General features: G+C 58.8%; 22 protein-coding genes. 11 read left to right on the top strand and 11 right to left on the bottom strand.

Features of this window, described 5'->3' with window-relative positions:
* Positions 1-14 precede the first annotated feature (14 nt).
* From RHM62_RS10325 to rpsF, 5 genes are all read right to left on the bottom strand, one after another.
* A complete protein-coding gene (locus RHM62_RS10325) occupies positions 15-1,466 on the bottom strand; it encodes a replicative DNA helicase (RefSeq protein WP_009667706.1) in 1,452 nt (483 codons plus the stop codon).
* A 132-nt stretch (positions 1,467-1,598) separates the two neighbouring features.
* Positions 1,599-2,051: a 50S ribosomal protein L9 gene (gene rplI, locus RHM62_RS10320; protein WP_322122025.1), complete on the bottom strand. Its 453-nt coding sequence runs from the start codon at positions 2,049-2,051 to the stop codon at positions 1,599-1,601.
* Positions 2,052-2,088: 37 nt separating this feature from the next.
* Positions 2,089-2,379 (bottom strand): 30S ribosomal protein S18, encoded by a 291-nt coding sequence (gene rpsR / locus RHM62_RS10315; protein WP_009667708.1) that lies wholly within the window; start codon positions 2,377-2,379, stop codon positions 2,089-2,091.
* Complete coding sequence (gene priB, locus RHM62_RS10310) at positions 2,366-2,686, bottom strand: primosomal replication protein N (RefSeq protein WP_009667709.1); 321 nt, start codon at positions 2,684-2,686, stop codon at positions 2,366-2,368. The genes rpsR and priB overlap by 14 nt, the downstream gene beginning before the upstream one ends.
* 15 nt (positions 2,687-2,701) lie before the next feature.
* A complete protein-coding gene (rpsF, locus tag RHM62_RS10305; RefSeq protein ID WP_009667710.1) occupies positions 2,702-3,070 on the bottom strand; it encodes a 30S ribosomal protein S6 in 369 nt (122 codons plus the stop codon).
* Positions 3,071-3,289: 219 nt separating this feature from the next.
* On the opposite strand from rpsF, the gene lexA reads away from it, so the two are divergent.
* The gene (gene lexA, locus RHM62_RS10300; protein ID WP_322122024.1) at positions 3,290-3,952 is read left to right on the top strand and encodes a transcriptional repressor LexA; all 663 of its coding nucleotides are present in this window, start codon (positions 3,290-3,292) and stop codon (positions 3,950-3,952) included.
* 89 nt (positions 3,953-4,041) lie between these two features.
* Here lexA and cynS read toward each other — a convergent pair whose 3' ends face one another.
* Together cynS and RHM62_RS10290 are read right to left on the bottom strand one after the other, a co-directional pair.
* Entirely contained in the window at positions 4,042-4,485 is a 444-nt protein-coding gene (cynS, locus tag RHM62_RS10295) for a cyanase (protein WP_322125382.1), read from the bottom strand.
* A gap of 96 nt (positions 4,486-4,581) precedes the next feature.
* Positions 4,582-6,312, bottom strand: a complete 1,731-nt coding sequence (locus RHM62_RS10290) for an ArnT family glycosyltransferase (RefSeq protein ID WP_322122023.1) — start codon at positions 6,310-6,312, stop codon at positions 4,582-4,584.
* A 362-nt stretch (positions 6,313-6,674) separates the two neighbouring features.
* On the opposite strand from RHM62_RS10290, the gene RHM62_RS10285 reads away from it, so the two are divergent.
* The gene (locus tag RHM62_RS10285) at positions 6,675-7,577 is read left to right on the top strand and encodes a Tim44 domain-containing protein (protein ID WP_322122022.1); all 903 of its coding nucleotides are present in this window, start codon (positions 6,675-6,677) and stop codon (positions 7,575-7,577) included.
* A 47-nt stretch (positions 7,578-7,624) separates the two neighbouring features.
* Here the strand turns inward: RHM62_RS10285 and RHM62_RS10280 are convergent, their stop codons facing one another.
* The gene (locus RHM62_RS10280; protein WP_322122021.1) at positions 7,625-9,364 is read right to left on the bottom strand and encodes a diguanylate cyclase domain-containing protein; all 1,740 of its coding nucleotides are present in this window, start codon (positions 9,362-9,364) and stop codon (positions 7,625-7,627) included.
* A 5-nt stretch (positions 9,365-9,369) separates the two neighbouring features.
* Positions 9,370-10,419, bottom strand: a complete 1,050-nt coding sequence (locus RHM62_RS10275; protein ID WP_322122020.1) for an ABC transporter substrate-binding protein — start codon at positions 10,417-10,419, stop codon at positions 9,370-9,372.
* Positions 10,420-10,747: 328 nt separating this feature from the next.
* On the opposite strand from RHM62_RS10275, the gene RHM62_RS10270 reads away from it, so the two are divergent.
* The 5 genes from RHM62_RS10270 (at position 10,748) to RHM62_RS10255 (ending at position 14,528) form a co-directional block, all read left to right on the top strand.
* Positions 10,748-12,910 (top strand): YgiQ family radical SAM protein, encoded by a 2,163-nt coding sequence (locus RHM62_RS10270; protein ID WP_322125381.1) that lies wholly within the window; start codon positions 10,748-10,750, stop codon positions 12,908-12,910.
* A gap of 155 nt (positions 12,911-13,065) precedes the next feature.
* Positions 13,066-13,239 carry a hypothetical protein gene (locus RHM62_RS10265; protein ID WP_322122019.1) on the top strand — a complete coding sequence of 58 codons (174 nt, stop codon included), beginning with the start codon at positions 13,066-13,068 and terminating at the stop codon, positions 13,237-13,239.
* A gap of 79 nt (positions 13,240-13,318) precedes the next feature.
* Positions 13,319-13,930 (top strand): diacylglycerol/lipid kinase family protein, encoded by a 612-nt coding sequence (locus RHM62_RS19055; protein WP_416172251.1) that lies wholly within the window; start codon positions 13,319-13,321, stop codon positions 13,928-13,930.
* A complete protein-coding gene (locus RHM62_RS10260; protein ID WP_322122018.1) occupies positions 13,824-14,105 on the top strand; it encodes a hypothetical protein in 282 nt (93 codons plus the stop codon). Before RHM62_RS19055 ends, RHM62_RS10260 begins: the two co-directional genes overlap by 107 nt.
* A 3-nt stretch (positions 14,106-14,108) precedes the next feature.
* A complete protein-coding gene (locus RHM62_RS10255) occupies positions 14,109-14,528 on the top strand; it encodes a sterol desaturase family protein (protein WP_322122017.1) in 420 nt (139 codons plus the stop codon).
* 43 nt (positions 14,529-14,571) lie between these two features.
* Here RHM62_RS10255 and RHM62_RS10250 read toward each other — a convergent pair whose 3' ends face one another.
* Positions 14,572-15,297, bottom strand: coding sequence for an rRNA pseudouridine synthase (locus tag RHM62_RS10250; RefSeq protein ID WP_322122016.1), 726 nt, complete (start codon positions 15,295-15,297; stop codon positions 14,572-14,574).
* A 308-nt stretch (positions 15,298-15,605) separates the two neighbouring features.
* On the opposite strand from RHM62_RS10250, the gene RHM62_RS10245 reads away from it, so the two are divergent.
* The 4 genes from RHM62_RS10245 (at position 15,606) to RHM62_RS10230 (ending at position 20,353) form a co-directional block, all read left to right on the top strand.
* Positions 15,606-16,415: a transporter gene (locus RHM62_RS10245; RefSeq protein WP_322122015.1), complete on the top strand. Its 810-nt coding sequence runs from the start codon at positions 15,606-15,608 to the stop codon at positions 16,413-16,415.
* Between the two features lie 20 nt (positions 16,416-16,435).
* A complete protein-coding gene (locus tag RHM62_RS10240) occupies positions 16,436-18,106 on the top strand; it encodes a methyl-accepting chemotaxis protein (RefSeq protein ID WP_322122014.1) in 1,671 nt (556 codons plus the stop codon).
* A 104-nt stretch (positions 18,107-18,210) separates the two neighbouring features.
* The gene (rarD, locus tag RHM62_RS10235; RefSeq protein ID WP_322122013.1) at positions 18,211-19,110 is read left to right on the top strand and encodes an EamA family transporter RarD; all 900 of its coding nucleotides are present in this window, start codon (positions 18,211-18,213) and stop codon (positions 19,108-19,110) included.
* Position 19,111: 1 nt separating this feature from the next.
* A complete protein-coding gene (locus RHM62_RS10230) occupies positions 19,112-20,353 on the top strand; it encodes a TIGR03862 family flavoprotein (RefSeq protein WP_322122012.1) in 1,242 nt (413 codons plus the stop codon).
* Here RHM62_RS10230 and RHM62_RS10225 read toward each other — a convergent pair.
* Positions 20,341-22,719: a penicillin-binding protein 1A gene (locus RHM62_RS10225; protein WP_416172326.1), complete on the bottom strand. Its 2,379-nt coding sequence runs from the start codon at positions 22,717-22,719 to the stop codon at positions 20,341-20,343. The genes RHM62_RS10230 and RHM62_RS10225 overlap by 13 nt on opposite strands.
* Positions 22,720-22,905 lie beyond the last annotated feature (186 nt).

The following is a 22,905-nucleotide window of genomic DNA, read 5'->3' as shown; positions in this document are numbered from 1 at the left end:
CTCTCAAAATGGGATTAGTCGCCACCGTACAGCGGCGCGTTGCCGGTGTAATTGTCGAACTTGGTGTACTGCCCCTGGAAGGTCAGGCGGATGCTGCCGATCGGCCCGTTACGCTGCTTGCCGATGATGATTTCGGCGGTGCCCTTATCGGGAGAATCGGGATTGTAGACTTCGTCGCGATAAATAAACAGGATCACGTCGGCGTCCTGCTCGATGGCGCCGGATTCGCGCAGGTCGGACATCACCGGCCGTTTGTTGGGGCGCTGTTCGAGCGAACGGTTGAGCTGCGAGAGTGCAATCACCGGGCAATTCAATTCCTTGGCCAGGCCTTTCAGGCTCCGTGAAATCTCCGAAATTTCGGTGGCGCGGTTTTCACCGGCACTATTGCCCGACATCAGTTGCAGGTAATCGATGATGATCAGGCCGAGCTTGCCGCACTGGCGTGACAACCGCCGCGAACGGGCGCGCAGTTCGATCGAATTCAAGGCCGGCGTTTCGTCGATGTAGAGCTGGGCATCGTTCATTTTCTGGATCGCATGGGTCAGGCGCGGCCAGTCTTCATCGGCCAGTTTGCCGGTGCGCAAACGATGCTGGTCGAGGCGCCCGACCGAACCCAGCATCCGCATTGCCAGCTGGGTGCCCCCCATCTCCATCGAGAATACCGCCACCGGCAAGCCGGTATCGATCGCGACGTTCTCACCGATGTTGATCGAGAACGCGGTCTTGCCCATCGACGGGCGACCGGCGACGATGATCAGGTCGCCGGGTTGCAGGCCGGAGGTCATCTTGTCGAGGTCGGCAAAGCCGGTCGGTACGCCGGTGATGTCGCTTTGATTGTCGCGGTTGTAGAGCTCGTCGATGCGCTCGACGACCTGCGTGAGCAGCGGCTGGATTTCCTGGAAACCCTGTGCGCCGCGCGAGCCTTCTTCGGCAATCGCAAAAATCTTGGACTCGGCTTCGTCGAGCATCTGCTTGACTTCCTTGCCTTGCGGATTGAAGGCCTGGCCGGAGATTTCATCGGCCACGGTGATCAGCTTGCGCAGCACGCCGCGATCACGCACGATCTCGGCGTAGCGCCGGATATTGGCTGCCGACGGCGTGTTCTGCGCCAGCGCATTCAGATACGACAGACCACCGACTTCTTCTGCCTTGCCGGTGCTGGTGAGCGATTCGAATACCGTGATCACGTCGGCCGGTTTTGAGCCGTTGATCAGCTTGACGATGTGCTGGAAGATCAGCCGGTGGTCATAGCGATAGAAATCGTCCTGATGGACGAAGTCGGCAATCCGGTCCCAGGCCGCATTATCGAGCAGCAGGCCGCCGAGCACGGACTGCTCGGCCTCGATCGAATGGGGGGGAACACGTAATGCATCAAGCTGGATGTCAGGACGCGAGTCGGAGCGAAAATCAGGTCGGGAGTCAGACCGGGATTCGGAATTGGAGTCGGAGCGTTCACGTTTGTTCATGGACCGGATTATACCCGCTGGGATGCGCGTTCCCAGAATGCAATCATGCAATTTCTCCCTGAAAAAACGAGTGCGACGGACGTAAAAAAAGCCGGACGAATCCGGCTTTTTTTAAGGCAGAGCGCTCAATAATTAAGCGTGCTGACCCAGTACGGCGACAGTAACTTCGACCAGCACATCGGTATGCAAGGCAACCAGGATCGGGTGATCGCCAGTGGTCTTCAATGGGCCTGTTGGCAGGCGCACTTGCGCTTTCTCGACAGCGAAACCCTGCTTGGTCAACGCATCGGCGATGTCTGCATTGGTAACTGAACCAAACAGACGACCATCAACACCCGACTTTTGCGAAATTTGGACGGTCATGCCGGCCAGCTTTTCGCCATGCGCTTGGGCTTCGGCCAATTTCTCGGCAGCGATTTTTTCCAGTTCCGCGCGCTTGACTTCGAATTCAGCGACAGCGCTGGTGGTCGCACGACGCGCCATGCGCTGCGGGATCAGGAAGTTACGGGCATAACCGTCCTTGACCTTGACGACTTCGCCAAGATTGCCAAGGTTAACGACTTTTTCTAACAAAATGATTTGCATATTTTTCTCCGAATTGGGTAATTGACGTTTGCGTCAATTACGCGTGGTGCAGGTCGGTGTACGGCAGCAGCGCGAGGAAACGTGCGCGCTTGATTGCAGTGTCGACCTGGCGTTGATAGTGAGCACGGGTACCGGTCAGGCGGGCTGGCATGATCTTGCCGTTTTCCTGGACGAAATCCTTGAGCGTATCGACGTCTTTGTAGTCGACCTGTTCCACGTGTGCAGCGGTGAAGCGGCAGAATTTCTTACGCTTGAACAATGGATTCTGTTGTTTGCGTTTTTCTTTAAGCTTGAGCTTGTTCTTGTCGAATTTTTTACCGAATGCCATTTGAGGCTCCTGTATCTGAGGTTGGTTCGAAATCAATGATGTGAAACACGAGACTTTTACTGTTGCGGTTCTTGCGTGCCAGGAAACCGGTGAAGCGGAACATCGCGCCCAATCGGGCTTGATCAAAGCGGCCTGAAATTTCGCCTGCTGCAATGGCAGAAATCTCGAACTCGACTTGTCGTTCTACCCGGGCTTCGGTTTGCGTCGATGCGTGCTGCAATTTTGCGGACACGATCGGGATGCCAGCCGGTGTGTAGCGCATGAGTTCACGCTCGGCAATGCTGGCAACAAACTGAAGCTGGTTCACTCTTCCTGGTAACAATTACGCTGCAGGTGCCTCGGAACGATGGCTCTTGGCCGCATCTTCCTTTTGTACTGCCTTCATCATTGGCGAAGGAGCGGTTTCGGCTTTCTTCAACTTGACGGTCAGGTGACGCAGGACTGCATCATTGAATTTGAAACCGGTTTCGATTTCGACCAGGGTCTCGTTGTCGCATTCGATGTTCATGCAAACATAGTGTGCTTTGGCGAGCTTCTGGATCAGGTAAGCCATCTGACGACGACCCCAATCTTCAACGCGGTGGACAACGCCACTGTGGGCTGCAACGACAGCCTTGTAACGTTCGATCATGGCGGGCACTTGCTCGCTCTGATCCGGATGGACGATAAATACTATTTCATAATGACGCATGCAATCTCCTGTTGGACGGATTGAAAATAACGCCCACCCCGGCGTCAAGACGAGTGTGGGAAGAGGAAAGTCGGCAAGGATACCCGCAAAGCTGATAAAACTCAATGATTGCCCACCTTTGCTGTCGAATGGCTCCTGCAAGCCCTGTAATGGCTTGCATTTGACGGCTCACTGTATAAAACTACAGCCTGTTCATTCACACAGCAAAGCGCCAACACCATGATCAAACTTACCGCGCGGCAGGAACAAATCCTGAATCTCATTCGCGACGCGATCATCAATACCGGTTTTCCGCCGACGCGGGCCGAAATCGCCAGGGAACTGGGCTTTCGCTCGGTCAATGCCGCTGAAGAACATCTGCAGGCACTGGCCCGCAAAGGCGCCATCGAAATCTCCCCCGGCACGTCGCGCGGCATCCGGCTGATCAAGTCCGCCACCGAACTCGCGAACGAACGGGACAGCCGGCAGTTGGTGCTGCCCCACCCTGCGTTGATGCAATTGAGCTTGCCACTGATAGGCAGGGTTGCCGCAGGGTCGCCCATCCTGGCGCTGGAGCACGTTGAAGCGACTTATCAGGTTGATCCGTCCTTGTTCAGTGCCAAACCGGATTACCTGCTCAAGGTGCGCGGCATGTCGATGCGGGACGCCGGCATCATCGATGGCGACCTGCTTGCCGTCAAAAAATCCGACAATGCCCGCAACGGCCAGATCGTCGTTGCGCGCCTTGGCGACGACGTGACGGTCAAGCGGTATCACAAGTCGGATGACCTGATCGAACTGTTGCCCGAGAACGCTGACTTCAAACCGATACGCATCGATCCAGAGCGGGATGATTTTTCACTGGAGGGATTGGCTGTCGGCCTGCTGCGCAGTTGGAACTGAAGCCGGCTGCGCATCTCGTTCGTGCGCGGATCAATGCTAGGCATCCACCTTAGGTAGATAACGGTGGTGCCCCGGCAGCGATAGCGTGATCAATATTCTTTGTACGGCAGAAACTTGCCGCTCAACACGACATTGACGCGATCTCCTTTGGGGTCGGCTTCACGCTGAATATCCATCTTGAAATCGATCGCGCTCATGATGCCGTCGCCGAACTCTTCATGGATTAATTCTTTAATGGTGCTGCCGTAAATGCTGACGATCTCGTACCAGCGATAAATCAGCGGATCGGTCGGAACGGCGGTAGGCAGTGATCCTTTGTAAGGCACGATCTGCAACCAGGCGGTTTCTTCGTCGGTCAGATCAAACAGGTCTTTTGCGATGGCCGCCTGCGCAGCACTGAAAGTCATCTGGCCAAGCATGGCCGCGGTCGTCCATTCCTTGCTATTGCCGACTTTTTCTGCGATGCCGCTCCAGGTCATGTGCTGACGCACTTTGGCAGATAAAATTTTCAGGGTGACTTGGTGACGATCCATTAGGTGTTCTCCGGGGTGAAATGACCAGCTCCACCGAGCAAGCACCATGCCATCCAAACGAACACCAGTTGCTCATGGATCGCCCCATTATCGTTATCAGAAACCGGCGAGACGCCGCTTTTCGTCAACCTTGATGCTCGCAACGGCCGATATTGGTGCGCTCTGCCGGGCACGAAACAGCCAGAAGTGTTGCCAGTCATCGCCAGGGCGGGCACCGTCCCAGATCGGCTCCCAGAGCGACGGGTCGACCTCCTTGCTGCCACTGGTCGCATACCCTTGCATCAGTAAGACATCGCACGTGGCACCGGGAAGAATTTCACGCCGTATCGTGATGCGATGGGCGACATAGTCGAGCATGGCCCGCTCGCTTTCTCCCATGCCGACGCTGGCCACACACCCGGTCGATGATGGCCACGGAATAGCCGAAAACACTTGCTGATAACTTTTCCCGTAGTCCAGCCACGGCATCCATAGCGTAGTCAGCAGCGCCCATGTCAGCGTCAGTCCGGTGAGCCAACTGGTCAGGCCCTTGGCCGGGTGCCGGGCGAACAGGCGTTGTGCATACCAGGCCGCGCCCGTCAGAGACAGAGCCAGTGCAAACGTCGGCAGGTCAAACTCTGGAATAAAATCTGCTGGCAAGACCCGCAGCAGCCAAGGCCAGGACGGCGGCGCGCCGGTCATCATCATGATGACCCAGCCCAGCCAGATCACGCCGGCAAGCAGCGCGAACAGCCACTGGCTACTTTTTACCCAGAGCCGTTCCAGTAGATGGGGGACGAACGACACCGATGGCGCTGCCAGAATGGACAGCGGAACCAGCAGCGGCAATGCATACACTGCACGCACTGACTCCGACACCGACAGCACCAACATCATCACCAGTGTAGCGACCAATCCGTATTGCATCGCCGGATGAATCAACGCAATCTGCCTCTGCCGCCAAAGCGCATACAGCGCCAATGGCAATGAGGGAAACGCAAACCAGGGCAGCGTCTGCAGCCAAAATCCCTTTGGATGTTCTGTTCCCATATGCACCACCGAGAATCCGAAAAAACGCCCGAAGTTGTTTTCCCAGAACCAGACCATGAACATGGCGGGCGAACGGAGATACAGCAGGAACGGCCAGACCAGCAGCATCGGCAAGGATGTCGCCAGCGCAATTATCAGTCCGCGAAAATAAGGCCACGTGCGCCACTCGGCAAAACATACCGGCAACATCAATGCGGTGATGCCAATGACGGCAGGCCCGATCACCCCTTTCGACAGAAAACTGATCCCGACACCAACGCCAAGCAGCAACCCCCCCGCCCTCATCGTCGTCAATACCCGCGAAAATCCCCAGGCCGACAGCGCAAATCCGGCCAGCAACGGAACGTCGGGCATCATCATGTGCGTTTGCGTCAGGGTGCCCAGGCAGCCGAGCAACAGCAAGGGAGCATAGCGCCCGCTTCCGCTACCCCACCATGCGCGGGTTGCCGCCGCAATGGACCAGGCGGTAATCGCCATGAACAGTCCGGAGGCCATGCGCGCGGCATCCGGTTGATCCATCCAGCCGCCGAATATATACACGCACGCACCAGCGACCCAGTAATACAAGGGCGGCTTTTCCATGAACGGTTCACCGGCAATAGTGGGGATGAGCCAGTTACCGGTTTCCAGCATCGTGTGGATCACACCAAAGACATAGGCTTCGTCGGCCTTCCAGGGATCGTGACCGGTCAGTCCGAAAAAAATGAACACGATGATCAGCAACGCGTAGGGCAGCACACCGGCGAGCTCCAGATCAGCTACTCCCGGATACGCCCCGGTAGTGGCACGGGTATCCATGGGCAACAAAGGCGGAATGGATCGGCGAAGAAAAGTGAAAGGCATCGGGAATTTCGCAATGATGAAAATAATATGTTGCCGCGTAAAAACACGCGGGACTTTACCAAGTTTGCATCCTCTCAGCCAGACAAATCGTCACAGCGAAACCCGTACTGACGAGCATCAAAAACTGGTGTCGTGAAGACACCATGCGGCAGCTGTCTTCCCGACTGTTAGTCCAACCGTCTTCAACATTGTTTTTCAGAACAAATAGTTCTTTTATTTTCGCTTTTCCAATTATTTTCCGGACCTTACACTGCGCCGGAGTTCAAACACGGCTGCTGTGACCGCCTCTCACAGCACATTATTTTTCCGGAGGAATCATGAAGAAATTTTTTGTTGCCATGATGATTGTCATGACATCACTGGCCGTCACTGCGACCGAAGCCGAAGCGCAAAAGCGCATGGGTGGCGGCGGATCGTTCGGCAAGCAATCACAAGGGGTCAGCCGGCAAGCGCCGTCGCAGTCGGCCGCCAACAGCACTGCCCGCCCGGGATCACCGGCAGCCGTTCCGCCAAAGCCAGCCAGCCCATGGCGTGGCATGTTGGGCGGGGCCCTGCTTGGACTGGGACTGGGAGCACTGTTGTCGAGTATGGGCCTGGGTGGCGCGATGGCCAGCATGATCAGCACGATGTTAATGGTGGGCTTGCTGGCAGCCGCCGGCTTCTTCATCTACCGGATGTTCAAGCGTAAATCCGAACAGAGCGGTTCGCAGCCAGCCTACGCCGGCGCCGCTAAAACCGGATTTACTCCCGATATCGGTTCGCGCATCGATCCTGTTGCCGACAATCGTTTCGGTGGCAACAGTGCTGGCAGTGCAACAAGCAACAGCGCACAAGCGCCATGGGGTGTACCGGCAGACTTCGATACGACCGGCTTCGTGCGCCACACGAAAACCTATTTCGTGCGCTTGCAGGCAGCGTGGGACAGCGCCAACATCAACGACATCCGTGAATTTACGACGCCCGAAATGTTTGCCGAACTGCGTTTGCAAATCCAGGAACGCGGCCCGTCGGCAGGTCACACCGATGTGGTTCAGCTCGATGCAGAATTGCTGGGCATGGAAATCATCGACGACGACCATCTGGCCAGCGTTAAGTTTTCCGGGATGATCAAGGAATCCGAGACGATGCCGGCCGAGCCATTCAGCGAAGTCTGGAACTTGTCGAAGCCGCGCAATGGCCAGGGTGGTTGGGTGCTGGCAGGCATACAGCAACTGAACTGACCTTGCTGCGCTGATCCAGAAGCCGCCCGCTCTGCCGGGCGGCTTTTTTATGGGGCGCCGCGCGACAGATCACTGAACCATTCGACCCGGCTGCGCGTCCCCAGTTTGGCACGGTACATTGCAGCGTCGGCCGCATTGAGCAACTGGTCGCCGTCTTTTCCGTCCTGCGGGAACATGCTGATACCAATACTGCAAGTCATCTCGAATTCGTGACCATCGACCGCAAACGGCTGATCAAAGACATGGATCAACTTTTGCGCCATGGCAGTCACATCGGATTCGTGCCGGAAGTTCCTCACCAGAATTGTGAATTCATCCCCGCCCAGCCGCGCCACGAGATCGTCGCCGCGCACCGAGGCCCCCATCCGTAATGCCGCTAGCTGCAGGGCCTGGTCACCGACCACGTGGCCCAGCTGGTCGTTGACTTGCTTGAACTTGTCAAGGTCAATAAACATCAAGCAAAAGCGGCTATCCTCGCCTCGCGCCTTGTCGATCATCGTGGCCAGCACGTGCTGGAACATCGCGCGATTGGGCAGGCCAGTCAATAAATCGTGATGGGCCAGATGCTGCAAATGCTGCTCGCGAGCCTGCAAGTCACCGACCTGGCTGCTGAGCCGCTTACTCATTTGCAAAAAGCTGCGGGCCAGATAGCCAATTTCATCGGCGCGCCCGGTGGGTAAATTAACGATTACGTTGCCGGCCTCAAATTGCTTGACCGCAGCAGCGATCGCATTGAACGGTTTGGCCAGCACGAAGGACAGCAGGAAAGACAGACAGACCGCCGCCAGACTACATAACACCGTAATCTGGATGATCGTCATACCGAGCAATTCGCTATCGTGCAGAACCACATCAAGCGGAATCTGCAATCCCAGCAAAACAAAATGATGCTGCTCGGCACTGCCATAAGGCATGCGGATGAAAGCACCGGCATTGACCTCATCGCTGTTGGCACTGTTGGTCCTGGTCAGCAAATGCCTGACGGGTCCCGGTTTGAGCAGGACCTTGATGGCCCCGATATCGTTCTGGATCAGGATGCGTCGCCCGCGTTCAAAACCGAAGGTCTTGCGCTGATCAGGATGGATCAGGTAGTCCCCCTCATCATTGGTCAGGACAAGGTCGATATTGCGCGGCAGGTTGCTGCGTATCCGCTTAAACAGGCGATCAAGATCCACGTTGACAATCACGATGCCGAATACCTTGCCGTCGCTACCGCGCACCGGGCTGGCGATCCGCAAGGTCGGCATGTCGACGCCGGCTTGCCAGTGGCGTTCACGATTGAGACTAATCTTCGAAAAGTAGAACTCCCCCGCAGCGACTTTGGCGGCCTCAAAAAAATACGGAAGATGCCCTTTTTCTTGCAGATCGTCATTGCCGATCAGTTCAATACCTGCTCCGGTACGGTCGACACGAATCACCTCACGACCGAACCCGGCGACACCGATAAGACGTATCTGCACGTAATCGATACGCGACTTGAGCATGCTCGCAAACACCTCCTGCAACTTGGCCTCGTGGCGTATTGCCGCGTCTGCACCACCAACCCCATCGGTCAACGCCACCATCGCAGACAACGCGGCGAGCATGCCGAGGTCTTCAGTAACGGGAATGAGTTTATCGACAAAGCGCTGTCCAAGCACCTCGGTGGCTGTCAGCAGCTTGTCTTCCGCTGCAGAGATCAGCAATTTCCGGCTTTGCGAATAGGCGTAGTAACCGGTCAATGCGGTCGACAAAATACCGAACAGTGCTAACCAGATACCTAATTTGAGTCCGACTCCGAGGCGCATGATGGTTAAAATTTCTGCAACACATCGCCGGACAATATTCTTGTCCATAGCGCATGACGCTTATCCGCATCTTCGGCTGGCTCCAGCCAGGTCAGTTTATCGCTGGCATTGCTCAGTGACGTCGCCGTGACCGTATTGGCGAGCCCGTGCCGCTCGCTGAAACGGGCACTGACATCGGCTTGCAAGGTCATATCGATCCATTGCGCCGCCAGTTGGGGCGAACGGGCCCGTCCGGTGACGGACCAGCAATCCAGCCATGCCAGAACGCCCTGCTTCGGCACCACGTAACCGACATCCGCACCCGCTGCCCGCAGCGCCTGCAACTGCTGAGTACCAAAGTTGGCAAAGACCAGCGCGACGTCATTCCCGAGGTACAACTGGACCGCCTCCTCAGGCGAGGAATAGAACGCCAGCACGTTGCGGCGCAAGCCTACCAGCCGCCGGCTGGCGGCGCGGAGCTCATCAGCGCTCAGCCGAAAAGGATTTTTACTGCCGTCGAGCATCGCAGCGACGGAAAAATTGTGCACGCTGCCACTGTAGGCAAGCACCTTGCCACGATATTGCGGATCCCACATGGCCTCCATGGACGCCGGCTCTTGCTTGACGAGTTTGCGGTTGTAGATCAGCCCCATCTCGGCATACGTAAATGGGATGGCGTACAAGCGTTTGCCGCGCATCAGGCCGGGAATCGCGGCGATATCGCGAAAACGCGGCAGCTGGCGGGCCTGATTAGGGATGCTAGCCAGGTCTAGCGGCGCACTCAGGCCCTTGTCGATATAACGCTGCAGTTCCGCCGTATTGACCGCAAACACGTCGAAGTCGCCGCCGTTATTTGTTGACAACCGGCTCCACAGTTCGTCGTCAGTATTGACGAAAGTGACCTCCAGACGCGCACCGGTTTTCTTTTCAAATGCTGACACCACATCCGGATCGGCATAACCCGGCCAGGTAAGCACACGCAATACGGTTTCGGCATGCACCCAGCCCGCCCACAATAGCGCGCTGGTCATGAGCGCCGTACGCAAACAGCCTACGAGGAAATTAGAGAACGTCATGCGGGCGTGCCTCGGGCGGAAGGTGGTTGTGACCTGGCGATGCCGCGTAATCAACTGCCTCATCCAGAGGCATACGCCGTGCGTGGGCGCAGTAGAACCTAACATTACCTTATCGTCAAGCAACAAAGCCGCGGATTGACTACCTTGCTCAAAACCGCCAACGCGCGCCGGAGTAAAGCTGTCATACTGCGCGCTTCCCAACCTGGACCCCAGTACCGCCTCGTGCGCGGACGCATCGCTTATGGAATCCCCGAAAAACCTCTTCGCCTATCCCGCTCACCATGTTGCCAACCGCCCTGCGCCTGGCAAACCCGCCCCTTTCCTGCCAATGTCGCGTGCAGAAATGGATGTCCTGGGATGGGACACTTGCGATGTGATTCTGGTTACCGGCGATGCCTACATCGATCATCCAAGCTTCGGTATGGCATTGATCGGCCGCTTGCTGGAAGCCCAGGGCTTTCGCGTCGGCATCATCGCGCAGCCCGACTGGCTCTCCGTCGACGCCTTCCGTGCACTGGGCAAGCCCAACCTGTATTTCGGCGTCACGGCCGGCAACATGGATTCGATGGTCAACCGGTACACGTCGGATCGCAAGATCCGCACCGATGACGCCTACACGCCGCATGGCGAAGCCAACAAGCGGCCTGACCGCGCTCTGGTGGTGTACGCCCAGCGCGTGCGCGAAGCGTATCCCGAGGTCAACGTCGTCATCGGCAGTATCGAAGCCAGCCTGCGCCGCATCGCCCATTACGATTACTGGTCGGACAAGGTGCGCCGCTCGGTGCTGCCGGATTCGAAAGCCGACATCCTGCTGTTCGGCAATGCCGAGCGAGCCCTCGTCGACCTGACGCATCGCCTCGCCGCCGGCGAACCGATCAAGGCGATCCGCGACCTGCGCGGCACGGCCTTCATGGTCTCGCGCGGCTGGTTGCCGGCCCACGATTGGACCGAGGCCAACTCGACCCGTGTCGATACGCCCGGCCGCGTCGAAGCTCATCCTGATCCGTACGAAATGAAAACCAAAGAGCCGACCAGCTGCGGCACCGCCAACGCCGAGCCGACTGTGGTGGCCAAGCCAATCCTGATCCTGAGCCGCGAAGAGCGCCAGGCGGCCCAGAAAGAAATCCGCAACAAAACCGTCATCCGCCTGCCCGGCTACGACGCCATCAAGGATGACCCGGTGCTGTATGCCCATGCGTCGCGGGTATTCCATCTTGAATCGAATCCCGGCAATGCCCGCGCGATGGTGCAGGCACACGGCGAGCGCGATGTCTGGCTCAATCCGCCACCGCTGCCATTGGCCATGGACGAAATGGACGGTGTCTACGACATGAACTACGCCCGTGCGCCGCATCCGAGCTACGGCAAGGCCAAGATTCCGGCCTGGGACATGATCCGGTTTTCGGTCAATATCATGCGCGGCTGCTTCGGCGGCTGCACCTTCTGCTCGATCACCGAACACGAGGGTCGCATCATCCAGAGCCGCTCCGAGCCATCGATCCTGCGCGAAATCGAACTGATCCGCGACAAGACCCAAGGTTTCACCGGTAATATTTCCGACATGGGTGGACCGACCGCCAATATGTACCGGCTGGCCTGCAAGGAAAAAAGCATCGAGGAATCCTGCCGGCGCCTGTCGTGTGTCTACCCGACCATCTGCTCGAACCTCGGCACCGACCACAGCAAGCTGATCCAGCTGTATCGCAAGGCCCGCGCGATTCCCGGCATCAAGAAAATCCTGATCAGCTCCGGCGTCCGCTATGACCTCGCCGTGCGCTCGCCCGAATACGTAAAGGAACTGGTGACCCACCACGTCGGCGGCTTGCTGAAGATCGCGCCCGAGCACTCCGAAGAAGGCCCGCTGTCGAAGATGATGAAGCCGGGCATGGGTGCCTATGACAAGTTCAAGGAATTGTTCGAGAAGTATTCGAAGGAAGCCGGTAAGGAGCAATACCTGATCCCGTACTTCATCGCCGCCCATCCCGGCACCACCGATGAAGACATGCTGAACCTGTCACTCTGGCTGAAGAAAAATAACTTCCGCCTGGACAAGGTGCAATCGTTCATGCCAACGCCGATGGCGCTGGCCACGACGATGTACCACACCCGAAAAAATCCGCTGCGCAAGGTCACTGCCGATTCGGAAACCGTCGAGACGGTCCGCACCGGCAAAGTCCGCAAATTGCACAAGGCCTTCCTGCGCTATCACGATCCCGATAACTGGGAAATCATCCGTGAGGCCTTGCAACGTATGGGCCGATCCGACCTGATCGGCAGTGGCGAGAAGCATCTGGTACCGCGCTATTCGGCACCGACACCCGGCCTGATGGCGATCGAGCGCCGGCGCGAAACCCCGAGCCCGGAAAAGCTGGCGAAGAAGTTCGGCCAGAACAAGCCACGCGACGGCGGTGCCGTAACGCGCACCCCGAGCGCACTGGCGCGGCCGGTAAGCAAGGCGACGGGCGCCGTTGTTCGTACCGGTCGCAAATAAATCCGGCGATTGGCGCGTCCTTCATTCCCGGTCACCATGGTCGACTTCAGGTAGGTATCGCAGGTGAAGGAGTCTCTTCGCTTCTCACGCAGAGCGACTCCGGAACCATTCGCAGGCGCTAGTGGCCTGAGCCGGGCAGGCAGACCGTTGCGACAATGGAATATGTTCTGTTCATCGTCGATCCCCATGCAGGGTCAGGGCGCACCAACCGCGTCTGGTCGTTGTTGTGCGACCGCATGCCGGGTCTGCCGTGCAATGCCATCCATGCCGCCCTGACACCGGCCATTCGCCGCGTGGTGGTACTGGGGGCGATGGAACGCTGCACCTGACCTTGAACGTGATGCTGGCCGGCGCGCGCAACGCTTCACGGTGTCCCGGGCACGCGGACTCGGGTTCGACACCCGACCGATGCCCGCATTGACGCAGGCACTCGACGATCGCCCTACTCCTCTGGACGTACTGCACCTGCAATCCGGTGCCCATTCACGCTATTTCATCAACGGGACATCACCCGGCATCACGGCGATGGTGGCGGCGCGTGTCAATGCGTGGCGCCACCGGAACGTAGGTACCTTTCTCGGCGCAGCACTGCGCGAACTCGTGAATTACACACTCCAACGGGCCGGGGTGAGCCTCGACGGCCAGCGCTGGCGCGAGGGATTTTTCACCATGGTGGTCGTGGCCAACGGCACGCATTTTGCAAAAGGCATGCGCATTGCGCCTTCGGCCAGTGCCGCTGATGGCCTGGCCGACATCAGCGTCGTCGAAGCCACTTCCAAAGCGCTCCTGCTGGCGTGGTTGCCGAGGATTTATGTTATGCCGCGGCATCCTGCAGGCGAGTATTTTTGCGACGCTTGCACCAGGGGCGCTAGGCGCAGTGTGTGCCCGAAGCAGTCGCTATGGCTTGACAGGTATGGGCTTTGGCATCGTGGCGATGCTGATGGGTGGCGCGCAGGCTACCGCAATCAACGTCGGCGGCATGCGCTCCTGGGCCGCTGGTCTGGACTACTTTGTCCTTGAGCTGCTGGTACTGGGGCTGATCTTCATTCCGGCCGAGGCGCTGTTCTGGCTACAACGGCAAAAGGTCTTGCGCCAGAGAGGGCAGACCGACCTGAAACATTTTTTTGTGCGCCTTGCCGGTGTCCAGTTGCTGTCGTTGGCTGCCTTGCTTCCGGCGCAGATGCTGTTTTTGTGAGTCGTGCAACTGAATTTCCAGAAAGCCATCGCAGCCCAACCGCTCTGGCTCCAATTCGTCGAAATGATCGCCGTGGTCGACCTTGCCACGTACTGGATCCACCGTGCGTTTCACCAGCTTCCCTGGCTCTGGCGCTTCCATGCGGTGTTCATTCATGCAAACTTGCGATGGCGTTTTCCGGGCCTGCACCGGGCGATATCGACGCCCCAGTACCATCATTGGCACCATGCCACTGACGCCGACGGCATCGACAAGAATTTTGCGCAGTTTCTTCCGGTATGGGATGTCCTGTTCGGTACTGTGCATCTGCCGCAAGGCTGGCCGAAGCATTACTGGGTGGCGCATTTCCAGCCACCGGAAACGTATCTGGGGCAGCTCGTATATCCGTTCCGGTCACCGGGGAGCACTCCGCCGCAGGACTGACCATGCACACGGCCACGATCATCCTGTGCCCGCGCAAGCGTCCTCAAAACCGTTCATACCCCAACAAATACCGCCACTGCCCCACCGGCAACGCCGCCATCGACATCCGTCCGATGCGGATCCGCTTGATCGACACCACCTGCAAGCCGACCTTCTCGCACAAATAAGGAATCTGGCCGCGCTCGGCAGCCTTGATCGCGAAGCGTAACTTGTGCTCGCTTTGCCAGCTGACCTTCATTGAGGCAATCGGCTTGCCATTCCACTTCAAGCCCTTCTGCAGCAATTCCAGACCGGCGGCGTCCAGCGAGCCGGTGACTTCGACGACGAATTCCTGCTCGATGCGACTGGCTTCCTGCACCAGCGCGCGCTCGATGCGCCAATCCTGCGTGAGCACCAGCAAACCGCTGGCGCTGTCTTCGAGCGGACTCGTCAACGTCAATGCCTTGGTATGGCGACGCAAAAAACGCAGGCCGGAGCGGTCGTCCGGGCCGAGTGTTGCGGGCGTGATCCAGCCTTGTTCGGGATCGATCGCGTCTATGGTGCGCATGCCGGCCGGCTTGTGCAGCAGGATAGTCACCGGGTCCAGCGGTGCCGGCACCGCATCGGGTAACAGCACGATCGCCTGCTCCGCCGTGACCCGCGCGCCGGCTTCTTCGGTCAGGACGCCATCGACCGTAATCCAGCCACCTTCGATGAACTGTTCGGCTTCAGTGCGGGAGCAAGCCAGTTCTTCGGCGACGCGTTTGGCCAGGCGGATGGTGTCAGTCATGGAAAGCTCAGTTCAGCGTTAAAAATGAAGCCGCATTGTAACGGGCTAGCCTGTGCCGCGATAGGACGCCGACGGTCGCGTCTTCTGCGTCATTCCAACTCAGCAATCACGCGTCTGCAGAGGTGAATTTTTACTGGAGAAGCAATTTTAAAAACAACAAAATCTAAAAGTAGCATCTCAAATAAGCACTATTGTTATCAGTCACTATTTCTTTAAAGTACATTTCTGCAAGGACTTACCGGAAAGCACCAGCCCGATATTTCCGCGATTTTTTTCAGCAAAAATTGACCTTTAAAAGGGAATTCACAATGCAAAAAAAAACTTGCTCGTCGTGTAATGCCTTATTCAGCGGTTTGCTGATGATGCTCGCCAGCATCGCCATTGCCGAAGAAAAAGATGTCATCGTCACAGACCGTCCTGACTTCGTCGAATCGAGCGATGTTGTCGGCAAGGGGCGGTTTCAGGCAGAGACCGGCGTCGCCCTCGAACGGACCCGGCGCGATACCAATAAAACACGCGTCATGACCACCCCGATTCTGCTGCGCATCGGTACCGGTGCGACATGGGAACTGCGCGTGGAAACCGATGGCCGTATCGTCCAGCGCACCGATGACCTGACCCAAGGAACGCGCACCACCGACCGCGGGTATGCCGATACATCGATAGGCGCAAAGTGGCACGTGATGGATGAAAGTGGCACCAGCCCGTCGGTCGGCGTACTGGCCCATGTCGATCTCGACAGCGGCTCGGCAGCATTCCGCGGCAGCGGCTTGCGCCCTTCGTTGCGCGCGGTTGCCGAATGGGACTTACCTGCAGGATTGTCGCTGGGTGTCATGCCCGGCCTGACCTTCGACAAGGACCAGAACGGAGAACGCAGCTGGAACGGCATTTTCGCCGCCGTCCTCGGCAAATCACTGAGCGAGCAAACCCGTGTTTTCGTCGAAATTGCCTTGCCGCAAATTGCCCGCTCCCGGCATGGCGGCACGGTCGCCACCCTTGATGTCGGCATGGCGTATCTGCTTTCGCCAACATGGCAAATCGATACGGCGCTCTACAAAGGGCTCAACAAAAACACCGCGAACCTGACATGGACCGTCGGGCTTTCCAGCAAATTCTAGTCACCGGACAGGAGCTGACAATGACCATTACATGGCGCTTGATTTTAATGACGGCAATCAGCCTCCTGTTCACTGCTCTGGTGGGCGGTTCCGGCATCTGGGCAGAACGGACCGTTTCCGGGGCATTGCAGGACAATGCGACAGTCAGTGCGGCATTACGCAACCACATGCAGGCCGACATGATGCACGACGCCTTGCGCGGCGACGTGCTGCTGGCAATGTCGACCGGCAGCAAAAAGAAGATGGATCAGCGCAAGGACGTCGAGCAAGCGCTGGCCGGACACATGTCCTCCTTCACTGACGCACTGAAAAACAATGAAGCCTTGCCGCTGCCGGCAGACATTACCGCATCGATCGCCAAGGTACGTCCGCTGGTCGATACCTATCTGAAAGAGAGCCAGCTAGCGGTGGCTGTCGCCTTTGATCAGCCGGCAGCGATGGACATCGAATTCGACAAATTCATGAAGACCTTCGAAGCACTGGAGCGGGAAATGGCATCCCTTTCCGCCTTGATTGAAAAAAATACCGCGGAGACCAGCGCGGCGTCGCAGGCCACTGCAGCCCATTCCGAACAGATCATCCTGATGGCGTTGCTGGCATCCAGCATTTGCCTGGGCTTGTTCGCGCTGGTGACCATCCGCACAATTGCCGCCAATATCCGTCGCGTCTTGCTGGCAGTAAACAATCTCAATTCAGGCGACAGCAACCTGAACCAGCGACTTCCAGCCATGCAAGGCGAATTCGCCATGCTCGGCGATTCGCTCAATATCTTCATCGCCAACCTCGCCAGGATTATCGGCGAGATCAGCGCGTCGTCGGGGGCGATCTCGACCGGATCGCGGCAAATCTCGATGGGCAGCCGGGATCTGTCACAGCGCACCGAATCGCAGGCCAGTGCACTCGAAGAAACCGCCTCGTCGATGGAGCAACTGACCGCGACCGTCAAGCAGAATGCCGACAATGCGCGCGAAGCCAGCAATCTGGCGGTCACCGCATCGGCTGTGGCGAGCAAAGGCGGATTGGTCGTCTCGCAGGTCGTCGAGACCATGGATTCCATCAACACCTCCGCCAAGAAGATCGTCGACATCATCAGCGTCATCAATGGCATTGCTTTCCAGACAAATATTCTTGCGCTCAATGCCGCCGTCGAAGCCGCCCGGGCCGGCGAACAAGGGCGTGGTTTTGCCGTGGTAGCCGCCGAAGTACGTAATCTGGCTCAGCGCAGCGCGTCGGCCGCCAGGGAAATCAAGAGTCTGATCGGCGACTCGGTCGACAAGGTCGATGCCGGTGCACGGCTGGTCGAGCAGGCGGGTGCAACAATGGATGAAGTCGTTGCCAGCGTCGCCCGTGTCACCGGCATCATCAGCGAAATCGCCGCCGCCAGCGTGGAGCAGACCGTGGGTATCAACCACATCAGCCAGGCCATCACGCATATGGACCAGAGCACGCAACAAAATGCCGCCCTGGTCGAACAATCCACTGCGGCCGCAGAGTCGATGCAGGAACAGGCCGATAAGCTGGTCAATGCCATCAGTGTGTTCCAGGTCGACGGGATGCAGGCAACGCTACAACCGGCCATCTTGGCGACCCCGCTACGACAGCACCGGCACAATCCGAAAGCGGTGCCCATGGCAAGAAAAGCTAACCCGGCCGGCACTGCCCGCCGGCAAGTGCTTCAGGCACCCGAATAGCGCCGGAGATAAGCAGGTCAACAGCCACCGGAGCGCCCTCTGCGGTGGCATAATTGCGCCCCTGCCCGCACTGCCGCGCGCTCCTACTACCGGGACTCTCCTCCATGCGCAAAGGCATGCTCTTCGCCGCCACCGCCTACGTGATCTGGGGCCTGCTCCCGCTTTACTTCAAAGCCCTGCAAAGTATTGCCCCGACACAAATCATGCTGCACCGGATGGTCTGGTCGCTGCTGTTCCTGCTGTGCGTGCTGGCCTGGCGCAAGCAATGGTCATGGCTGGCCGATGCCGTGCGCCAGCCCAAGGTACTGGCGACTTTTTTGCTCAGCGCCGTGCTGCTGTCGACCAACTGGTTCACCTATATCTGGGCCGTCAACAATGGCCGCATCATCGATTCCAGCCTGGGTTACTTCATCAACCCGCTGGTCAATGTCCTGCTTGGTTACGTGGTGCTGGGTGAACGCCTGCGCGGGGTCCAGTGGCTTGCAGTCGCCCTGGCGGCTGCCGGCGTCGCGTGGCTGACCTGGATCACCGGCCAGCCGCCATGGATCGGGCTGACGCTGGCGCTGTCTTTCGGTTTTTATGGCCTGATGCGCAAGACCGCAACACTCGGGCCGCTCGAAGGGCTATCGCTGGAAACCTTGCTGCTATTTCCATTCGCGCTGGCCGCGCTGGTGTGGCTGACCCTGCATCAGCAAAACGCCTTCCTCGATGCGCCTACCCGATCGCAATGGCTGCTGATGGCGGCCGGTCCGATCACTGCGGTGCCGCTGCTGCTGTTTGCCGCCGGCGCACGCCGGATCCCGATGGCGACGCTGGGCCTGCTGCAATACATCGGCCCCAGCCTGCAACTGGCGCTCGGTGTCCTGCTCTACAACGAATCGTTCAGCGGCGACCGGCTGATCGGCTTTGCCGCGATCTGGTCGGCGCTGGTGGTGTATTCCGGCGAGAGCGTCTGGCGCGCCTGGCGCAACCGTAGCGCCTCCCCTGCAACGACTGAAAGCTGACATGACGCATCCCGAAGCACGCCATACCGTCATCATCGGTGGCGGTCCGGCCGGATTGATGGCCGCTGAAATTCTCATTGAGGCCGGTGTCCGCGTCGACCTCTACGATGCGATGCCCTCGGTCGGGCGCAAATTCCTGCTGGCCGGTAAAGGCGGACTGAACCTGACGCACGCCGAACCGGCCGACGCATTCCATTCCCGCTATGCCGCACGCCGCCCTGCCCTGCAGCCGGTCATTGACGCCTTCGACGCCAGCGCCCTGCGCGACTGGTGCAGCAAGCTCGGGATCGACACGTTTGTCGGTTCGTCGGGACGGGTTTTCCCGGTCGACATGAAGGCGGCGCCATTGCTGCGCGCCTGGCTGCATCGCTTGCGCGGTGCCGGCGTGCGCTTTCACATGCGCCACGCGTGGCGCGGCTGGGATGGCGACGGTGCGCTGGTGTTCGATCATCCTGACGGCACGGTCACCTGCCGGCCGGATGCGGTGGTGCTGGCGCTGGGCGGCGGCAGCTGGGCGCGTCTCGGTTCGACCGGTGCCTGGGTGCCCTGGCTGGGTGCGCACGGGATAGATGTCGCGCCGCTGCAGCCGGCCAACTGTGGTTTCGATGTCGGCTGGACGCCGCATTTCGCTGAAAAATTCGCCGGTCATCCGCTCAAATCCATCGACATCCACTGGAGCGATGCCGCCGGTGTCGCGCAGGTGCGCGCCGGCGAATGCATGATCAGTGCCGGTGGCGTCGAAGGGAGTCTGGTGTATGCGCTCTCGGCGACCTTGCGCGACCAGATCAATGCCACAGGATCGGTCACGATCCGGCTCGACCTCGCACCCGGCAAGGATGCGGCGCGGGTGCTGGCGGAAGTCGACCATCCGCGCGGATCGCGCTCGCTGGCCAGTCATCTGCAAAGCCGGGTTGGCCTGGCGGGCGTCAAGATGGGCTTGCTGCGCGAACTGCTGGACAAAGAAGCCTTCAATGATCCGGCCCGTCTAGCGGCCGCCATCAAGTCCTTGCCGCTAACTCTGACGGCAGTCCGTCCTATCGATGAAGCCATCAGCAGCGCCGGTGGCGTGCGCTTCGAAGCCCTCGATGCCGGCTTGATGACGCAGGCGATGCCGGGCGTGTTTTGTGCCGGCGAAATGCTCGACTGGGAAGCGCCGACCGGCGGCTACCTGCTCACTGCCTGCCTCGGCACCGGACGCCATGCGGCGCGCGGTGTGTTGCAGTGGCTGGATCAGAAACCGTAAAGCTCTTTCATGCGGGTCGCTGACGGATCGGGCGGAATCACCCGCTCGCCGAAAATGCCGGTTTCGAACGGTGGTGGCATCGCCCCCGGTTCATCGAGTCCGAGCGAGCGCACGCCGCCACCTTGCGCATATTCGTTATAGGCCCAATCGCCGTAGTCACGATTCAGGCCGGCCGGCACGGATGCCTGCGCCATCGGTTTGCCACGTAACGCCGACTGCATGAAGTTCATCCAGACCGGCAGTGCCAGTGTTGAACCGAACTCGCGGTTGCCCAATGATTTCGGATCGTCATAGCCCATCCACGATACCGCCACCACATCGCCGCCGTAACCGGCAAACCAGCCGTCAATCGAATCATTGGTCGTGCCGGTTTTTCCGGCCAGATCGGTACGACCCAGTCGCGACGCCGCTGCGGCGGTGCCGTAGCGGGCCACGTCACGCAACATGCTGTCCATGATGAAGGCATTGCGCGAATCCAGCACCCGCACCGACTCTTCGCCCACCAGCACCGGCTTGGCCTGCGACACCAGCTTGCCGCGCGCATCTGTCACGCTCTGGATCAAGTAAGGCGTAACCTGGTAGCCGCCATTGGCAAACACCGCGTACGCACCGGCCATCTGGCCCGGCGTAACCAGCCCGGTACCCAGTGCCAGGGTCAGGTTGTTGGGCTGCTTGTTCACATCGAAGCCGAAGCGACCCATGTGGTCCCGCGCGGCCTGCGCCGTGATGGCGCGCAGCACGCGGATCGAGACGACGTTCTTCGACTTGGCCAGCGCCAGTCGCATCGTGACCGGGCCATCGTAGACGTTGTCGTCATTTTTCGGCTCCCATAACGGTGCGCCTGCTTCGGCCGGAATGGAAAGCGGCGCATCATTGATCAGCGTGCCCGGACCGTAGCCTTTTTCCAGCGCAGCCGAATAAATGAAGGGCTTGATACTTGAGCCCGGCTGACGCCATGCTTGTGTGACGTGATCGAACTTGCTCAGATTGAAATCGAAGCCACCCACCAGCGCGCGATAGGCTCCGCTTTGCGGATCCAGTGCGACAAATGCCGCAGCCACATTGGGCAACTGGACAATACTCCAGCGCTCTTTGGCATCGCGGGTAATACGGATCACCGCGCCCGGCACGATGCGCAGCGACGCGGTCGATTTGACGTTCAAGCCGGCCGCGGCGAAGCGCAAACCATCACCACTGAGTTCGATGCTGTCGCCCGACAGCAGCGTCGCCCGCACCAGCTTCGGTGAAGCATCAGTGACCACGGCAGCCAGCAATTCATCACTGTCCGGATGTTTTTCCAGTACATCGTCTATCGCATCCTGGCGATCCTCGGCATCCGCCGGTAGCGTGATGACCGCCTCGGGACCACGATAACCATGGCGACGCTCGTAATCCATCACGCCGCGCCGTAGCGCCAGATAAGCGGCTTCCTGATCCTTGGAGCGCAGGGTAGTGATCACGTCAAAACCGCTGGTGTAGATCTCGTCCTTGTACTGCTCGTAGAGGATCTTGCGCACCATTTCGGCGGCGTACTCGGCGTGGATCGCATAGGACTTGCCGGTTTGACGAACCTTGATGTCTTCGTCTACCGCCTGTTGATATTGCTCGGCGGTGATGAAATTTAGCTCACGCATGCGTTGCAGGATGTATTGCTGGCGAATGTGCGCCCGCTTGGGATTGACCACCGGGTTGTATGCCGACGGCGCTTTCGGCAAACCGGCCAGCATCGCGAACTGGGCGATGCTGAGTTGTGCCAGTGGTTTGCCAAAGTAGGTTTGCGCGGCACTGCCGAAACCGTAGGCGCGCTGTCCGAGGTAAATCTGGTTCAGGTACAGCTCGAAGATCTGGTCTTTCGACAGCGTGCGCTCGATCTTGTAGGACAGCATGATTTCATTGACCTTGCGGGCTACCGTCTTGTCACGGGTCAGGAAAAAATTGCGGGCAACCTGCATCGTGATCGTCGATGCCCCTTGTGCCGAACCGCCACCAAGATCTTTCACGATGGCACGCATCAGCCCGATAAAATCAACCCCGCCGTGCTCGTAAAAACGGCTGTCCTCGATCGCCAGCACCGCGTTTTTCATCTGGGCCGGAATCTGCTTGATCGGCAGGAAATTCCGATGCTCTTCACCAAACTCACCGATCAGCACCTTGTCAGCTGTGAATATACGCAATGGAATTTTGGGTTTGTAGTCGACCAGTGTATCGAGCGAAGGCATGTTCGGCCCGACGATCAGGAACGCATAGCCGAGTAGCAGAGAGACGCCAAAAGCCCCCACACCACAGAGGCAAAGGAAGGCAATCAGGAGGTGGCGTTTCAGGGGGCGGGAAGTAGATCGGGTCAAGGTGAAGGACGCGGGTGTGATACCGGTCAGGTTGTCAGGCGATTGGTCGGATGCGCCGGCACGGCGGCGCAATTTGAGAATGCCGAAAGTATAGACCAGTTTTTTTTGCCAACCTTCCACGGTGCCCTGCCGTTACATTTCGACCGCTTGCCGGCAGGCTGGCAAAAAAATTATGCCAATTGATCGCCTCCCCGCCCAGCAGGAGGG

This window comes from Actimicrobium sp. CCC2.4, from assembly GCF_034347385.1.
In the GTDB taxonomy this organism is placed as follows: Bacteria; Pseudomonadota; Gammaproteobacteria; order Burkholderiales; family Burkholderiaceae_D; genus Actimicrobium.
The sequence above is the reverse complement of the archived record's forward strand: the minus strand, read 5'-3'. Positions and strand labels throughout refer to the sequence as shown.

Bases quoted from the DNA above. Each gene is read 5' to 3' on its own strand.
- RHM62_RS10250 (WP_322122016.1), bottom strand. From the start codon at position 15,297: ATGACTGACACCATCCGCCTGGCCAAACGCGTCGCCGAAGAACTGGCT.
- rpsR (WP_009667708.1), bottom strand. From the start codon at position 2,379: ATGGCATTCGGTAAAAAATTCGACAAGAACAAGCTCAAGCTTAAAGAA.
- RHM62_RS10245 (WP_322122015.1), top strand. From the start codon at position 15,606: ATGCAAAAAAAAACTTGCTCGTCGTGTAATGCCTTATTCAGCGGTTTG.
- RHM62_RS10290 (WP_322122023.1), bottom strand. From the start codon at position 6,312: ATGGATACCCGTGCCACTACCGGGGCGTATCCGGGAGTAGCTGATCTG.
- RHM62_RS10240 (WP_322122014.1), top strand. From the start codon at position 16,436: ATGACCATTACATGGCGCTTGATTTTAATGACGGCAATCAGCCTCCTG.
- RHM62_RS10265 (WP_322122019.1), top strand. From the start codon at position 13,066: ATGGAATATGTTCTGTTCATCGTCGATCCCCATGCAGGGTCAGGGCGC.
- RHM62_RS10260 (WP_322122018.1), top strand. From the start codon at position 13,824: ATGGGCTTTGGCATCGTGGCGATGCTGATGGGTGGCGCGCAGGCTACC.
- cynS (WP_322125382.1), bottom strand. From the start codon at position 4,485: ATGGATCGTCACCAAGTCACCCTGAAAATTTTATCTGCCAAAGTGCGT.
- RHM62_RS10325 (WP_009667706.1), bottom strand. From the start codon at position 1,466: ATGAACAAACGTGAACGCTCCGACTCCAATTCCGAATCCCGGTCTGAC.
- rpsF (WP_009667710.1), bottom strand. From the start codon at position 3,070: ATGCGTCATTATGAAATAGTATTTATCGTCCATCCGGATCAGAGCGAG.
- RHM62_RS10270 (WP_322125381.1), top strand. From the start codon at position 10,748: ATGTCGCGTGCAGAAATGGATGTCCTGGGATGGGACACTTGCGATGTG.
- RHM62_RS10285 (WP_322122022.1), top strand. From the start codon at position 6,675: ATGAAGAAATTTTTTGTTGCCATGATGATTGTCATGACATCACTGGCC.
- lexA (WP_322122024.1), top strand. From the start codon at position 3,290: ATGATCAAACTTACCGCGCGGCAGGAACAAATCCTGAATCTCATTCGC.
- RHM62_RS10275 (WP_322122020.1), bottom strand. From the start codon at position 10,419: ATGACGTTCTCTAATTTCCTCGTAGGCTGTTTGCGTACGGCGCTCATG.
- rplI (WP_322122025.1), bottom strand. From the start codon at position 2,051: ATGCAAATCATTTTGTTAGAAAAAGTCGTTAACCTTGGCAATCTTGGC.
- rarD (WP_322122013.1), top strand. From the start codon at position 18,211: ATGCGCAAAGGCATGCTCTTCGCCGCCACCGCCTACGTGATCTGGGGC.
- RHM62_RS10230 (WP_322122012.1), top strand. From the start codon at position 19,112: ATGACGCATCCCGAAGCACGCCATACCGTCATCATCGGTGGCGGTCCG.
- RHM62_RS10280 (WP_322122021.1), bottom strand. From the start codon at position 9,364: ATGCGCCTCGGAGTCGGACTCAAATTAGGTATCTGGTTAGCACTGTTC.
- RHM62_RS19055 (WP_416172251.1), top strand. From the start codon at position 13,319: ATGCCCGCATTGACGCAGGCACTCGACGATCGCCCTACTCCTCTGGAC.